Source organism: Schaalia sp. JY-X169, assembly GCF_014069575.1.
GTDB lineage: Bacteria > Actinomycetota > Actinomycetes > Actinomycetales > Actinomycetaceae > Scrofimicrobium.
This window is the reverse complement of record NZ_CP059675.1, coordinates 675,079-688,838: the sequence shown is the minus strand read 5'-3', so window position 1 is coordinate 688,838 and position 13,760 is coordinate 675,079. Positions and strand designations below refer to the sequence as shown.

15 protein-coding genes are annotated in these 13,760 nt (G+C 58.1%); 8 read left to right on the top strand and 7 right to left on the bottom strand.

Translation table 11 applies throughout. The annotated features are described in order from the left end of the window. Window positions 1–41: 41 nt before the first annotated feature. Window positions 42–821: a ribonuclease PH gene (rph, locus tag H2O65_RS03060; RefSeq protein ID WP_182142133.1), complete on the top strand. Its 780-nt coding sequence runs from the start codon at window positions 42–44 to the stop codon at window positions 819–821. After that, complete coding sequence (gene rdgB, locus H2O65_RS03055) at window positions 821–1,432, top strand: RdgB/HAM1 family non-canonical purine NTP pyrophosphatase (protein WP_182142132.1); 612 nt, start codon at window positions 821–823, stop codon at window positions 1,430–1,432. Before rph ends, rdgB begins: the two co-directional genes overlap by 1 nt. Here the strand turns inward: rdgB and H2O65_RS03050 are convergent. Both H2O65_RS03050 and murI read right to left on the bottom strand, forming a co-directional pair. Next, window positions 1,429–2,229: an MBL fold metallo-hydrolase gene (locus H2O65_RS03050; protein ID WP_182142131.1), complete on the bottom strand. Its 801-nt coding sequence runs from the start codon at window positions 2,227–2,229 to the stop codon at window positions 1,429–1,431. The genes rdgB and H2O65_RS03050 overlap by 4 nt on opposite strands. Continuing rightward, window positions 2,226–3,062, bottom strand: a complete 837-nt coding sequence (gene murI / locus H2O65_RS03045) for a glutamate racemase (protein ID WP_182142130.1) — start codon at window positions 3,060–3,062, stop codon at window positions 2,226–2,228. Before murI ends, H2O65_RS03050 begins: the two co-directional genes overlap by 4 nt. A gap of 151 nt (window positions 3,063–3,213) precedes the next feature. On the opposite strand from murI, the gene H2O65_RS03040 reads away from it, so the two are divergent. Continuing rightward, window positions 3,214–4,578, top strand: coding sequence for a nicotinate phosphoribosyltransferase (locus H2O65_RS03040; protein WP_182142628.1), 1,365 nt, complete (start codon window positions 3,214–3,216; stop codon window positions 4,576–4,578). A 166-nt stretch (window positions 4,579–4,744) separates the two neighbouring features. After that, the gene (locus H2O65_RS03035) at window positions 4,745–6,229 is read left to right on the top strand and encodes a DASS family sodium-coupled anion symporter (protein ID WP_259349568.1); all 1,485 of its coding nucleotides are present in this window, start codon (window positions 4,745–4,747) and stop codon (window positions 6,227–6,229) included. A gap of 50 nt (window positions 6,230–6,279) precedes the next feature. On the opposite strand, the gene H2O65_RS03030 is transcribed toward H2O65_RS03035, so the two are convergent. The 4 genes from H2O65_RS03030 to H2O65_RS03015 form a co-directional block, all read right to left on the bottom strand. Further along, complete coding sequence (locus H2O65_RS03030; protein WP_259349602.1) at window positions 6,280–6,498, bottom strand: DUF3039 domain-containing protein; 219 nt, start codon at window positions 6,496–6,498, stop codon at window positions 6,280–6,282. Window positions 6,499–6,557: 59 nt separating this feature from the next. After that, on the bottom strand, window positions 6,558–7,349 hold the full coding sequence (nagB, locus tag H2O65_RS03025; RefSeq protein ID WP_182142127.1) for a glucosamine-6-phosphate deaminase: 792 nt from the start codon (window positions 7,347–7,349) through the stop codon (window positions 6,558–6,560). Between the two features lie 154 nt (window positions 7,350–7,503). Then, on the bottom strand, window positions 7,504–7,785 hold the full coding sequence (locus H2O65_RS03020) for an HU family DNA-binding protein (RefSeq protein ID WP_182142126.1): 282 nt from the start codon (window positions 7,783–7,785) through the stop codon (window positions 7,504–7,506). 127 nt (window positions 7,786–7,912) lie between these two features. Further along, window positions 7,913–9,454, bottom strand: a complete 1,542-nt coding sequence (locus tag H2O65_RS03015; RefSeq protein ID WP_182142125.1) for a leucyl aminopeptidase — start codon at window positions 9,452–9,454, stop codon at window positions 7,913–7,915. A gap of 138 nt (window positions 9,455–9,592) precedes the next feature. Between H2O65_RS03015 and H2O65_RS03010 the strand changes: the two genes are divergently transcribed. Genes H2O65_RS03010 through H2O65_RS02995 form a run of 4 tightly spaced genes read left to right on the top strand, consistent with a single transcriptional unit; the run spans window position 9,593 to window position 12,339 of the window. After that, window positions 9,593–10,411 (top strand): formate/nitrite transporter family protein, encoded by an 819-nt coding sequence (locus H2O65_RS03010; RefSeq protein WP_182142124.1) that lies wholly within the window; start codon window positions 9,593–9,595, stop codon window positions 10,409–10,411. Window positions 10,412–10,451: 40 nt separating this feature from the next. Continuing rightward, window positions 10,452–11,132, top strand: a complete 681-nt coding sequence (locus H2O65_RS03005) for a hypothetical protein (protein ID WP_182142123.1) — start codon at window positions 10,452–10,454, stop codon at window positions 11,130–11,132. After that, the gene (locus H2O65_RS03000) at window positions 11,132–11,716 is read left to right on the top strand and encodes a hypothetical protein (RefSeq protein ID WP_182142122.1); all 585 of its coding nucleotides are present in this window, start codon (window positions 11,132–11,134) and stop codon (window positions 11,714–11,716) included. Before H2O65_RS03005 ends, H2O65_RS03000 begins: the two co-directional genes overlap by 1 nt. Then, complete coding sequence (locus H2O65_RS02995) at window positions 11,713–12,339, top strand: hypothetical protein (RefSeq protein ID WP_182142121.1); 627 nt, start codon at window positions 11,713–11,715, stop codon at window positions 12,337–12,339. Before H2O65_RS03000 ends, H2O65_RS02995 begins: the two co-directional genes overlap by 4 nt. On the opposite strand, the gene H2O65_RS02990 is transcribed toward H2O65_RS02995, so the two are convergent. Further along, window positions 12,275–13,591, bottom strand: coding sequence for a hypothetical protein (locus tag H2O65_RS02990; protein WP_182142120.1), 1,317 nt, complete (start codon window positions 13,589–13,591; stop codon window positions 12,275–12,277). The two genes, H2O65_RS02995 and H2O65_RS02990, sit on opposite strands and share 65 nt — an antisense overlap. Between the last annotated feature and the right edge of the window lie 169 nt (window positions 13,592–13,760).

The window sequence follows — 13,760 nt, the reverse complement described above, 5'->3', positions numbered from 1 at the left end:
TGGATAACTGTCGAACTTTGCAACGCGACTAAGATACAGATATGACGAACACGACTCGCAAAGATGGACGTGCACCAGACGAAGCACGACCAGTAAAGATCATTCGCGGATGGACTTCCACGGGTGAAGGATCCGTCCTCATCGAAACCGGAGCCACCCGCGTGCTCTGCGTCGCCTCCTTCACCGAAGGTGTCCCCCGTTGGCGCAAGGGCAGCGGTCAGGGCTGGGTGACTGCCGAGTATGCGATGCTCCCAAGGTCAACCAATGAGCGTAACCAGCGCGAGTCGGTGAAAGGAAAAATTGGGGGACGCACCCATGAGATTTCGCGTCTGATTGGGCGTAGTCTGCGCAGCGCAATTGACTTGAGCGCGCTCGGAGAGAACACGATCGTGGTGGATTGCGACGTACTTGTGGCTGATGGTGGGACGCGAACCGCTGCGATCACCGGCGCCTGGTTGGCTCTTCATGACGCAGTCGCCTGGGCAGTCGAAAAGGGGGTCATCGCGAAGCGCAACCAACACAGCGTCCTTGTCGACTCCGTGGCAGCCGTTTCGGTTGGCATCGTCAATGGGGCGCCCGTCCTCGATCTGCCCTACGTCGAGGACGTCAGCGCCGAGACTGACATGAACGTCGTTGGCCTGGGTAGCGGTGGGTTTGTTGAAGTCCAGGGAACAGCCGAGGGCGCGCCATTTAGTCGAGGTGAACTGACCCAGATGCTGGATCTAGCGGAGAAGGGCCTCCATCGCCTCAACTCCCTCCAGGCGCGCGCCATCCTTACTCCCCCCGGCGTTGAAATCACAAGCGCAGACCTGGGACTGTGATGACCCCCGTCCTTGCTATTGCGACGGGTAATGCCCACAAGATTGCGGAGATGAAGGCACTCCTGGGTGATTTCATACCCGGGTTCGACCCATCGGTCATCGCAACTCTTGCTGACTTCAATGCGACTTCTCCGGTCGAGGACGGCCTCACTTTTGCCGACAACGCTCTAATCAAGGCTCGAGACTTAGCACAAGCGACAGGCCTACCAGCACTAGCGGATGACTCGGGCATCTCCGTTGACGCGCTGGGTGGTGCGCCCGGAGTCTTCTCGGCACGGTGGTCTGGTACCCACGGGGACGACCAGGCAAATCTGGATCTTCTGCTGGCGCAGTTGGCGGACGTCAAAGATTGTTACCGCGGAGCGCGGTTTGTCTGCGCTGCGGCGCTTGTCTTCCCTGATGGGCAAGAAATTGTCAGGGAGGGCGTTGTTGAGGGCTCGCTGACTCGTGAGCCGCATGGCAGCGGGGGATTCGGCTATGACCCGATTTTTGTTCCCCTCGGGTCTGCTTCCACCACCGCGCAAATGTCACAGGAAGAGAAGAATCGAATCTCCCACAGGTCACGAGCACTGAAAGCGCTCGCCCCCTACCTTGGGGAGATCTTCGCCTAGAGGACCCAGGTACTCCCTGCGAGAGCGACTTCGGTCTGGCCATCAAACTGGGCTTGTGCCTCTGAAAGTGGCACCTCCGGGTCCGTCCATGGCTGAATGTGGGTGAGCACCAGCCGCCCAACACTACCTTCGCGCGCCAGAACCCCTGCACGTCCACCCGTCAGGTGAATACCGCGAGTCTGCTCCACCTCGGTGAATCCACATTCGGCGAGGAGAAGATCCAAACCCTGCGCCATTTCCGTCATACCATCGCATGAATCTGTGTCACCCGTGTACGCCAACGTCACGCTCTGAGTGGACTGCAGGTCCTCAGAAGGTCCTTCGATACGAAAGCCAAAAGATTCCACGGTGTGGTTACCTGGGAACGCGGTGATTCTCATTGGTCCAACTTGAAGGACATCGCCACTGGCGACAGGGTGGAAATCGAGCAACTCCACAATCTCGCCCTCGTCGGCATACCCATCAATCTGCGCCATGCGCGCACGCACCTCTGCGGGACCCGCTGTGTGGAGAGGTGCCTGACGGCCTTCGGGATGCCACTTCAGGAAGACGTGAAAGGAAATGATGTCGGCCATATGGTCAGCGTGCCCATGAGAAATCAGCAACGCATCAACGTCGCGTGGATCCATCTGCTTCCACAGCTGGCCAAATGAGCCGGGCCCCATGTCTAGGACGACAGACCAAGTCCGCATCTCTCCCGTCTCACGATCAAAGCCCTGCGCTTGAACGAGATAGCTAGATGCTGAGGATGCCGGACCTGACATCGATCCGGAAGAGCCAAGAACGGTGAGCCTCATCGATCCTCCCCAACCCTACGTGTGGGCGCAACGACCTCGACCCCGTGGACTTCAGGACCAAGAAAACGCCTCGCCAAAGCGGAGAACTCTGGGCTCTCCCCCGTCGAGAGGAACCTGTAGTGCGCATGCTCTCCCGCGGCCCTGGGCGAATGTAGTAGATCGAGGTCGATAAGCTCGGAATAAGTGGCATTCGCAGTTGCTTCCGATGACGTCACTAAGCGAACGCCGGGCCCGAGCAATCGAGACAGGACCCCCGTCAGCAACGGGTAGTGGGTACAACCTAAGATAACTGTGTCAACGTCGGCGGCAATTAGCGGCGCAAGGTACTGCCTTGCTGCCTCGGTCACGGCATCTCCTGTGGTTTCGCCCTTTTCAACGAACTCAACAAATCTTGGTGCCGCATTCTGAATAACCTCAACGTCAGGCACGGCACGAAGTGCGTCCAGGTAAGCGCCCGACCTCACGGTAGCAGCCGTTCCGAGGACACCGATGCGGCCGTTGCGTGTTGTTGCGGCACCTTGCTTGGCTGCCGGAGTAACCACCTCGATGACAGGAATCCCCTGCTCCCCGTAGCGTTCCCTAGCATCCTGCAGTGCGGCTGCAGTAGCGGTATTACATGCGATCACGAGAATTTTGGCCCCCAGCTCAACCAAGCGGTCAAGGCCCGCAAGCGTGAGCGCGCGAACATCCGACAGCCTGCGCGATCCATACGGGGTGTTGGCACTGTCACCAAGATAGATGACATCTTCGCCCGGCAGCTGATCAATGATTGCGCGGGCCACCGTCAGGCCACCAAGGCCTGAATCAAAAACTCCGATTGGCGCGTCATTCACGTCCTCGACGTTATAACAATTCCATCGGGCAAGGTGGCTTTGGGGCGTGAAACTCCACACCTCGTGACGCGTCCCATGTCAGGAGGCTACGAGACCCGAATGGTGACCGGGCATGCGCACGTCAGCGCGGCGAAACGACTACCGTTATGCCATGGCCGCTTCTGAATCAACAGCACTGCTTACTGACAAATACGAGCTCACGATGGTCGATGCCGCTCTCCACTCGGGTGTCGCAAACCGGAGATCTGTGTTCGAACTATTTGGCCGCAGAATGGCCCCATCGCGTCGGTACGGCGTTGTCGCCGGCACAGGACGCGTCCTTGAGGCATTGGCGCGATTCCACTTCGACGACGACCAGATCGCGTGGCTTGAGAGCCAAGCATTCCTCAGTGACAAGGCTCTGGACTTCCTGTCAACTTTTACCTTTACGGGGAGCATCCACGGCTATGCGGAAGGGGAAATCTACTTTCCGGGTTCGCCGCTGCTGACTGTTGAGGGGACATTCGCTGAAGCCACACTGCTCGAGACCTTGCTCCTGTCCGCCCTCAACTACGACTGTGCCGTCGCGTCAGCTGCGTCGCGGATGACCATTGCGGCCCACGGTCGACCATGCCTCGATATGGGTGCACGCCGCACCCATGAGCGTGCCGCCGTTTCAGCTGCTCGGGCATCGGTGATCGGCGGGTTTGTCGCCACATCCGACCTCGAGGCCGGGAGGCGCTACGGAATCGATACCGTGGGTACCTCGGCCCACTCCTTCACGCTGGTTCAAGACTCTGAAAAGGCCGCCTTCGCTGCGCAGATCGCAACGCTCGGGCCAGACACAACGCTCCTTGTCGATACCTACGACATCCATCAGGGGGTCATCAACGGGGTCGAGGCTGCTCGCGCAGCCGGTGGTGAACTCGGCGCAGTACGAATCGACTCCGGCGACCTAGTGGCGCATGCCTTCCAGGTTCGCGAGCAACTAGATTCCCTGGGTGCCCAATCGACCAAGATTGTGGTGACATCGGATCTGGACGAGTACGCAATTGCGTCGCTAGGGGCGGCCCCGGTGGACAGCTATGGGGTCGGAACGCGCCTAGTAACAGGATCCGGCGTTCCGACAGCCGCTCTCGTCTACAAGCTGGTCGAACGTGAGGACAGCGACGGGACGATGCAGCCCGTCGCCAAACTGAGCGAATCTAAGGGAACTGTCGGCGGTGAGAAAGCTGCGGGGCGCCTCTACAACCCTGATGGACGCGCAGTTCAGGAAGCACTCGTAATGGGTTCCAGCCGCGAAGAGAATAGGGACCGCTTGCTTGAGGTCGGTGGCCGGCTGCTCCAAGTTCCGCTCGTCAACAACGGCCGCATCCTTGAGGAAGCGTGGAGCCCCGAGGCGACCTGGGCTGCTCAGGACCGCCATCGCAAGTCTCGCAACGAGTTGCCCTACCAGGCCTGGCGCCTGTCTGACGGGGAGCCTGGAATTCGCACTCGATACTATGGCCCAGAAACGCCCGTGGAGAAATTCTCTTAGGTTGAATGGGTTGGGGCTAGTTCACCGCTGTCTGGCCTAGGGGATGTAACTCCCCTCTCGGCGCGCCCCGTTTGGGGACGGCGCAAACATTAGGGACGTATATATGGGGCACTCCGGCAGCAATGCCAGGAAACCCCGTACAAAGGCGCCTCCCAAACATCGTAGCGTGTGGGCAGAGGGGCGATTCAGGGGCATATTCCTCGGTATTGCTCTGGCCATCCTGGTCTACTTTCTCATGCCAGACCAACTAACTGGTTCCCTTGCTGAGACCCTTAACTATGACGGCACTCCGCGTTACACTGCGCACGGCCTCAAGCTCACGGCTGCCACCGCGACACTCATGGCGACCTGGTGGATCACTGAGGCGATTCCTCTTCTAGCAACCGCCCTCGTACCACTCATCGTGTTTACGCTGGCGCAGACACAGACTTTTGCTGAAACCGCCCGACCTTACGCGTCCGGCACCATCTTCCTTTTCCTGGGTGGTTTCTTCCTGGCGGCTGCGGTCCAGAAGTGGAACCTTCACCGACGCATAGCGTTGAACGTTGTCAAAGTCGTTGGAACAAGACCCAAGATGATTGTTCTCGGGTTCATGATTGCTACCGGGTTCATCACCATGTGGGTATCCAACACGGCCACGGCAATCATGATGCTCCCCATCGGCCTCTCCGTCCTCCACCTCATAGACGGAGGTAAGAAAGGTAGCGAGCTACTCCATTCCAACTTTGCCAAGGCACTAATGTTGGGCATCGCGTATTCGGCGTCGATAGTCGCCACCTCCAGCCTGATCTCAACACCACCTAATGCATTTCTTCGCGCCTACATGCTGGATAACTACGGCATCACCCTCACTTTTGGGCGGTGGCTCCTCTTCGCGGCACCGATGGCTTGGATCTTCCTCCTCATAGCCTGGTACTTGCTGGTGAACGTGTTCTTCAAGCCAGAAATGGATGACATTCCGGGTGGACATGAGCTAATCGTCTCTGAACTGCGACAAATGAGGCCGATGTCGCGGGGTGAGAAACTTGTCGCAATAGTGTTTGTGCTTGCGGCACTCTCGTGGCTGTTCCTGCCGATGCTCTTCGGCCACATGGGTGTGACCGACGAGCTCATCGCAATGGTGATTTCGCTTCTCCTCTTCCTGATCCCAGCTGGACCAGACCGGCGCCTACTCGATGCGAAGACGGCGCAGGGAATCCCCTGGGAGATCCTGCTGCTTTTTGGCGGTGGACTCGCCCTTTCATCCGCATTCACGAACAGTGGTCTAAGCACATGGATAGGGGATTTGTCCCAGGGTTTGGGTGGGATGGGTGTGGTCGTCCTCGTCCTCGCCGTGACCATCCTGGTTATGGCGCTGACAGAGATGACGTCGAACACCGCAACCGCTGCCACGTTCCTGCCCGTCCTGGGGGGTGTAGCAGCCGGCACGGGGCTGGACGTTATGTTGCTGGTCGTGCCGGTTGCACTAGCCTCCACCTGCTCATTCATGCTGCCGGTCGCGACACCACCCAACGCTGTGGCCTACTCAACGGGATATATCCAAATGAAGGACATGTTGCGCGTCGGCATCTGGCTCAACCTGATCGGCATCGTTCTGATTACAGTTACCACACTCACCATGGGACCCCTGGTTCTAGGGATTCAACTCTGAGTGCAAGACGTCCCCGGGAGGGTATTCCCGAGGACGTTCAAGCTGTTCACCTAGTCGGCAAAGGGCCAGTTTCTACCCTGTTTCCCGGCCTCATCCCGCAGTGCCTTGCAACGCGGACAAACCGGGTACTTCTTAGCGTCACGCGTGGGCACCCAAACCTTGCCGCACAGGGCAACGACTGCCTGCCCGGTGACTGCCGCCTGGTTTGCGCGGTCACGCCTCACAAAGTGGGCGAACCTGTCCCCATCCCCGTCTCCGGATGTTGGCATTGTCTTGGGCAGCTCGAGGACGTCTGCGCTTCCAGCGGGTGCTTCCTGAGCCATGATCACTAGCCTTTAAGGGAGGACAGGGCGACTTCGCCCTCGTACGCAGCTTTGTAGTAGTCCTTCAGCTGCAGTTTGCTTGCCGCACTTTCGTCCACCAGGATCGTTGCGTCATTGTGGAACTGCAGTACCGATGCGGGCCACAGGGCGCTCACTCCACCTTCAGCGAGGGCCGCGATTGCGTCTGCCTTCTGCTCACCCTGCGCAACCAACACCACAGCCTTGGCGCGACCGATTGTGGCCAGACCCTGGGTGATGCAATAGCGGGGAACAAGGTCGATGTCGTCATCGAAGAAGCGTGCGTTGTCCTTGCGAGTCTGCTCAGTCAAGACCTGGGTGTGTGTGGTCGAGGAGAGGGAGCCACCCGGCTCGTTAAAACCAATGTGTCCGTCAGTTCCAATCCCCAGGATTTGCAGGTCCACTCCCCCGGACTGGACGATCTTCTCTTCATAGTCGTTTGCGGCCCTCTTAGGATTTGGAGCCGTTCCATTCGGTCCGTTCACGGCGCCAGGCGCGAAATCCACCTTCGAGGCGAACACCCTCTGAATGAAGTTGCGGTAGCCCTCAGGGTGATCTTCCGGCAGGCCGACGTACTCGTCGAGCAGGAAGGCCTGGGCATCCTTGAAAGACACCTCGCCTTCCTCATAGCGGCGAATCAGTTCATCGTATACGGGAACAGGCGAAGACCCGGTCGCGAGTCCCAACACTGCGTTTGGCTTCTTTGCAAGCAAGTTCGTGTAAAGATCCGCTGCAGCACGAGCAATTTCTTCGGTGGAGGACAAGACTACGATGTTCATTCACAACTCCTGAGGGTAAGTGGTAACTACTTTCCGTATCCCATCTTAATCCCGAAGCGGGGTTGGGGACACCTGCCCCCAACCCCGCTTCGTCTCGGTGCTTCATGTGCGCGGAATCCTCGCCGCCACAAGGCGTCCGGTTTCCGCGGTGAAACTACTTTCCGACTGCACTCTTCAGTGTTGAACCAGCGGACAGCTTGACGCCGTAGCCAGCCGGAATCTGGATTTCCTCACCGGTGCGTGGGTTACGACCGGTGCGGGCTGCACGCTCAACACGCTCAACCGACAGTAGGCCGGTGACGCGCACCGACTCGCCCTCGGAAAGGGCATCAATGATAACGGACTGGAAAGCACCCAGCGCAGAGTCAGCCTGAGCCTTGGTAAGACCCGAGCGTTCAGCCATCTGTGATACCAGTTCGGTACGGTTAATCGACATTAGTCATCCTCTTGTAGGTGAAAGTTCTCAAGCCACTAACGTGACCTACGAAAACGCTACACAGTAGCGGGGAGTTTGTCAGGTCTGAAACGTTGAAAACACGCGTATTGTGGCAAATTTCCCGAGATTAGGCACCCAAATCCTCCGCAAGCTTCGCTAGAAGGCGCCCCCCGAACCCAGTCGCACCACTGCGGAGCCACCTATCGTTTCCTGCACTTATCGATGGTCCTGCAATATCAACATGAACCCACGGCACCTCACTCACGAAGTTCGAGAGGAAGAGGCCGGCAGTAATGCTCCCCGCCGCCCGATTCGACATGTTCGCATTGGCGATGTCAGCAAGGTTCGAATCGAGAATCTTCATGTACCGCTCGTGCAGTGGCAACTCCCAAACGGCCTCTCCCGTTGCGTCACCAGCGCGCTCCACCTCCCCAAGGAGGTCCTCATCGTTACCCATGATTGCCGCAACATCGTCGCCGAGGGCGATTATCTGCGCACCCGTGAGCGTCGCGATGTCAACGATCCATGAGGGCTTCGACTCTGCTGCCAACGAAAGGGCATCCATCAGGATGAGACGGCCTTCCGCATCCGTGTTAGTGACCTCGACAGTCTTCCCGTTGCGCGCGGTAATGATCTCACCCACCCGCATTGAGTCACCCGAAATCATGTTGTCGGTCGTCGGGAGCCAAGCATCCACCGGAATATTCACATCAAGATCAGCGAAAGCCGAGAATGCGCCGAGTATTGCAGCGGCCCCGCCCATGTCGGTCTTCATGTTGATCATTGATGCGGCAGGTTTCAGGCTGAGGCCACCCGAATCAAAAGTTATGCCTTTACCCACAAGCGCTAGGCGCCTCTCTTCCGATTGCTTCCGCGTGGGTGAAAAACGGAGTTTGATGAGGCTTGCTTCGTACTCGGAGCCACGATTGACACCGATGATTCCCCCGCACCCCATCTCTTCCAACTTGGCGTGATCGGCAATCTCAACCTCAAACCCGAACCGCTTCCCCAACGTCTCTGCCGTCTCGACGAGGGTGCGTGGCGTGAGGTGTGCGGGCGGCGCATTGGTCAAGTCACGCGCGATGTAGGTCGCACGCACCAGTGCCCGTGCACGGACCAAAGCGGCCTCAAACACCTGCGGTGCAACTGCAGCCCGATCTGAACCAACGATCGTCAGCCCGCGTAGCTCCGGCGTACCCTCTGGATCCTTTTCGGACTTGAAAGTCGTCAGTGAGTAAGCGGCAAGCAAAGCACCTTCAACCAAGGCAACCACCTGCGTGGGGTCGGCTGACTCATTCAGGATGATGCAGCCGCGACCACTCTTACCCACGCACCTCGTGAAAGCAGCACCCGCCTCACGGTACGCGTCCTCATCCAAGTCTTCCCTGACTCCCAACCCAACAAGGATTGTCTTCGCACCGCTTGGATTGGGCAGCACAAGTGTCTCACCAAGCTTGGCCTTGAAACCTGCGGTCCCCAGCGAGTCCAAGTCCCAACCCCCCTCGAGCGTCACACCCTCGCCTGTCACCAGCAAATGAGCAATTGAGCAGGAAGCATCGCTTTTGCACGAAAGCTCCCGGTCAGATGTTTGGAACTGAAGGGACAGTCTGTCCAAAGCCGAAATGCCCGGGAGTAAGTCGACACTGTAGGACTCGTTTACCGAAACCACGTAATGAACCACCTAACTAGAGAAATGAAGCGGCGGAGGGCGCCTCACATCCATGGTAGGCGAGGGTTCCGTCACTAACTGACAAGAGCAGGACCAAGGCGCCACGTCTAGGCCGACACCCTCTGGCAAGATCGGGACGTGCTTACGATTCCACAAACACTCAATGTTCAAGCCGACGTGGCCACCGACAAAGTTGCGGGGCTGAAGAAGCCGGGACGCTTCATGGTCTCAGGGATGCTCGCCGGCCTCTACATGGGTGTTGGCGTCGTCCTTATGGTTAGTACAGCCGGTCCGCTCCTGGCAACGGGAGACGGGTTTGCAAAGCTGGTCAGCGGACTCGTTTTTGGTGCCGCGCTAACGCTGACAGTCTTCGCAGGCGCTGACCTGGGAACATCTGCAATGATGATCCTGCCCCTCGGCGTCCTGATGAAGTCGGTAAAGCTAGGAAGAGCCTCCGCGACACTCGGCTTCATCTGCCTTGCCAATGCGCTGGGTGCGCTTCTCTTTGGATCCCTAATCGTCGCATCCGGGGTTCTGGTGTCAAATGAAGCCGCCGGCACAATGCTGTCTGACATGCTTGCCAGCAAAGCACATGAAAGTCCCCTGGAACTGTTCGCTCGTGGGATTCTCTGCAACGTCCTCGTCTGCTTGGCGATCTGGATCGGTTCACGGGTTGAGTCAGACGGGACGAAGATCGCGTTGATCTTCATTGCCATCACCGCATTCATAGCCTCTGGGTTTGAGCACGTCATTGCCAACATGACGACCTACACGATAGGCATCCTCTCCGGAGATCCCAACGGTACGCTGGCGCTCTACGGCTTTAACGTCCTCTGGGTCGGCTTGGGAAACCTTGTTGGTGGAGCCGTGGTGGTCGCCCTCGCCTACTGGTTCATCGGAGGAAAGCCACAGGTACCGAGCGTTGCTACCGTGGGTGCAGAAGCCCGAATATACTAGGCCATGTGCGTACCCTCAGTCCTGAGAGCGCCCCGGAGCTATGACCAAGAGTGGTTCAACGCGAGGGGCCGGGATTTGGCGATTCTTCAAGCTCTTCTCTGACCTGGCATCTCCGGCCAACCTAACAATACTGGCGGGACTCGCCCTCATCTTAGTGACCGGAGTCTTCGGGGGTTGGAACGCCGCAGACGCCCAACCAGAAACCACCCCACGTGCCAGTTCTTCCGAGGCCGTCAGCGCCCGACCGTTCACCATCTCCATTAGCGACAGCTTCTGGACATCAGACTCGTCGCCTTTGCCCGGCGGCTTCCAAGAAGCCGCCTTCTTCGTGGTCAAGGCAAGAGTAGTTAACACAACCGAATCGTGGATCCAAGCACCCCTGCTCAGCCAAGCCATCACGGCAACCATCCCGAACACAGACCTTCGACCCCAATCTGGGCTATGGTCCAACGCGCTGGTGAGCGATGGTTCAATGGGAGGGCCAACTGCCTACCGAGTCATCGACCTGCAGTCCGCACGCGCGTTCCAGCCCGCACTGGAACAGGAGTACTGGCTGGTCTGGGAGCTGCCTCCAGACACACCACGGAGCCCGCAGGTACAACTTCAGTATTTCTCCCATACATGGCGAGCCTCAAGTTTGGACGGCGGGTTTTTCTGGACCGACCGGAGTCTAGTCGCGGTTCAAAGTCTGTCCGCTGCTGTCGAGGGTGAGGTTATCTAATGCAAAAGGTCAACTCCGCTCTACTGGTAACCGGTGTCATTGTGGTCGCAGGACTTGCTGTTGGGTCTGCGATTGACCGCGCACTTCCCTCCGCTCAAGACGTTTTAAGTGAACCCTTCGTCACGACTATTGAGGTCGGTCAGAAGGCAGAACTACGCGCTGCCGACATCACGGTGGACTCTTGGACGACCTCGGACTCTGTGACCAGCTACGGGACGGTTTATGACACGGTTGGAACCTGGGTTGTGCTGGACTTGCACGTCACAGCCAAGAATCGCCCTCACACACTAGCTGGCATGGAGTTGGTGTCCGAGGGCGGACGAACCTACGGTGGCCCTGCTGACATCCCCAATGGTTGCGACCCTGCGCAACCCGGCGTCCCGATTACCTGCCAGGTTGCGTTCGAAGTGCCATCCGAGGACGTACCCGGCCTCGAACTTCACATTCCCGCGGGAGGTGTGTCTGGTTCGCCCGGCGACGACCTAGCGATAGTCGACCTCGGCATTGTTCCGGATGCGCCCAGTGTCACCAGCCGGTTATCTACCGTTGATCTAGTCCGAACGCAATTTGGGGCGACCTCATGACTTGGCTGCAACGGAACAGATGGGGTTTGATACTGCTTCTACCGGCCCTGGTGGTTGCGCTAGCCGCAGCGTCTTTTCGGATGGTGAACCTCTACCTTCCGTGGAGTTCCGACCGGGGAGTCACTGTCGAAAGCCAGGTTGTAATCCCCTCTCAAAGGACCCTTGTCGACTACCCGAACAACGAGGTCTACACCGCGATACTGACCCCCGTGGCACTCGTTCCAGCGGAAACTGGAGGTGACTACGTGGAGTTTACTGCGGCGCCCGGGGCGCGTCTCTGGAAACTATCTGTAATGGTGGACGCGGATCCGGAAATGGTTCTGTCAGAGTGCTCCCTGTCGCTGGAGGACTCTACCGGCACCGTCTACGAAACATCTGGCGGCAAGGTGAGTTCCGGCGAGGCCTACGTAGACACTTGGGGAAACCTCTGCACAAATTCAGATGCGCCGGGCCCCTCCGCAGACCTCAACAATGTCTATGTTCCAGTCGACCCGCAGTACGCCCGACCTCGAAACTACCAGGTGGACCGGTACTTCGCGCTACCCACGGGCGTAGAGCCTACGGCAGTGCGGGTTTCGCTGGCTCGCTCTCCGCACTGGATTGTGCAGGTTCCTGTTGGGTAGCCGCAGATTCCTCTCCTACTAAGCGACGTTGGCTGGCAATAATGGTATTGACTGAAGATGCAAGCAGGCACACCATCACCGTCATGTAGACAGACTGTGCCAAGACGTCAACGAACGGGGACACCCCCACCCAAAAAGCACCCGACTGTGGACCAATCAGCAATCGAAGAACCTGCGTAACCCAGACGCGAAGCTGAGAGGTAAATGCAAAAATGACGCACAACATCACCATTGGGATCACGCCAGCAGTAGCAACTCGCCCTATCGCGCGAACGGTATTGCGGAATGGATTCACCACGGGCTCGCTAACCTGAGCCGCAACTCGGCGAACTGGGTTTGGCACCCGCTGCAATCGCTGTGTCATCTGCTCAGAAGTCATCATTGGTCTGGCACTAGGCAGAGAAGAACCGTAGATTGTGGCACCAACTGCAATCCACGCAACTGGAATAATCACCAATGATCCCATTGAGGAGACTATTCCCGTGACCTGATCGATTACAGCTTGAATAATGGAACCCACTGGACCGAGGGTCGCCATGATCCCATCGAAAGTAGCCCCAACCTGGCGAATAACAACTCTTGACTGCACCCACCCGCGCACGGAGTCGATCGACCACGCGAAGTAGGACGCCAACGTGACGAGCCAGAGGGCCTCAAGGTATCCGGCAAACCCAGCGACTGGGAGTGAGGATTTCCCCAGGTTGAATCCAGCAATGACCTTCCTCAAGACCAGCGCAATGATAACGATTGCAATCATCTGGGCGTCCGATCCGAACACCACTCGTGAGAAGTCGGCGTTGAACCCCTGATTCAACCATTCATCAGTTGTGGCGCTGTAAAGAAATGATCTCCGGTCCTCCTTGATCATTCCCTGCGATGCATAGACAGCAAGAAACGGAACCAGCACCATTACGGCAATAGTCAAATCTGCACGCACTTGGGCTTGCCGACTCCCCACCAGCGTTTCCTGCAGTTCGGGAAGCGTGGGCGCGACTCTCCGCAGCATGAGGACGAGGGCGATCAGCAGAGAAATAGGCGCAAGCGGGAGCAGGAGCATGCCCAGCAAAGGGGAGAAGCTGGATGCCTCTATCGCCAACCAAAGGAATAGGCCGCGAAGCGCCGTCCCCGCAAAGAACAACGTGAACAGGACAGGCCAGTTCTGAACAAAAGCCGTGAAGGCGTCGCGAAGCATCGACACCAATGCCTTCACGGCCTCATTGACCGCGTTTGTCACTGTTCGTAGAACTTCCACAGGCCAACACTACAGTGACATCGGGTTCGGCCGTATTCGTCCACGAATCCTGGCTTTCAGTTGGATCCACAAACAAGAAAAGCCCGGAAAACCGGGCTTTTCTGATACGAGTAATGTCTCAACCATTTCTCGAGTGGAGCTCAGGGGGCACGTGTCGAACTCTGGGCGG

Bases quoted from the DNA above. Each gene is read 5' to 3' on its own strand.
- H2O65_RS02995 (WP_182142121.1), top strand. From the start codon at position 11,713: ATGACTTGGCTGCAACGGAACAGATGGGGTTTGATACTGCTTCTACCG.
- rph (WP_182142133.1), top strand. From the start codon at position 42: ATGACGAACACGACTCGCAAAGATGGACGTGCACCAGACGAAGCACGA.
- H2O65_RS03020 (WP_182142126.1), bottom strand. From the start codon at position 7,785: ATGTCGATTAACCGTACCGAACTGGTATCACAGATGGCTGAACGCTCG.
- H2O65_RS03050 (WP_182142131.1), bottom strand. From the start codon at position 2,229: ATGAGGCTCACCGTTCTTGGCTCTTCCGGATCGATGTCAGGTCCGGCA.
- H2O65_RS03040 (WP_182142628.1), top strand. From the start codon at position 3,214: ATGGCCGCTTCTGAATCAACAGCACTGCTTACTGACAAATACGAGCTC.
- H2O65_RS03000 (WP_182142122.1), top strand. From the start codon at position 11,132: ATGCAAAAGGTCAACTCCGCTCTACTGGTAACCGGTGTCATTGTGGTC.
- rdgB (WP_182142132.1), top strand. From the start codon at position 821: ATGACCCCCGTCCTTGCTATTGCGACGGGTAATGCCCACAAGATTGCG.
- H2O65_RS03030 (WP_259349602.1), bottom strand. From the start codon at position 6,498: ATGCCAACATCCGGAGACGGGGATGGGGACAGGTTCGCCCACTTTGTG.
- nagB (WP_182142127.1), bottom strand. From the start codon at position 7,349: ATGAACATCGTAGTCTTGTCCTCCACCGAAGAAATTGCTCGTGCTGCA.
- H2O65_RS03005 (WP_182142123.1), top strand. From the start codon at position 10,452: ATGACCAAGAGTGGTTCAACGCGAGGGGCCGGGATTTGGCGATTCTTC.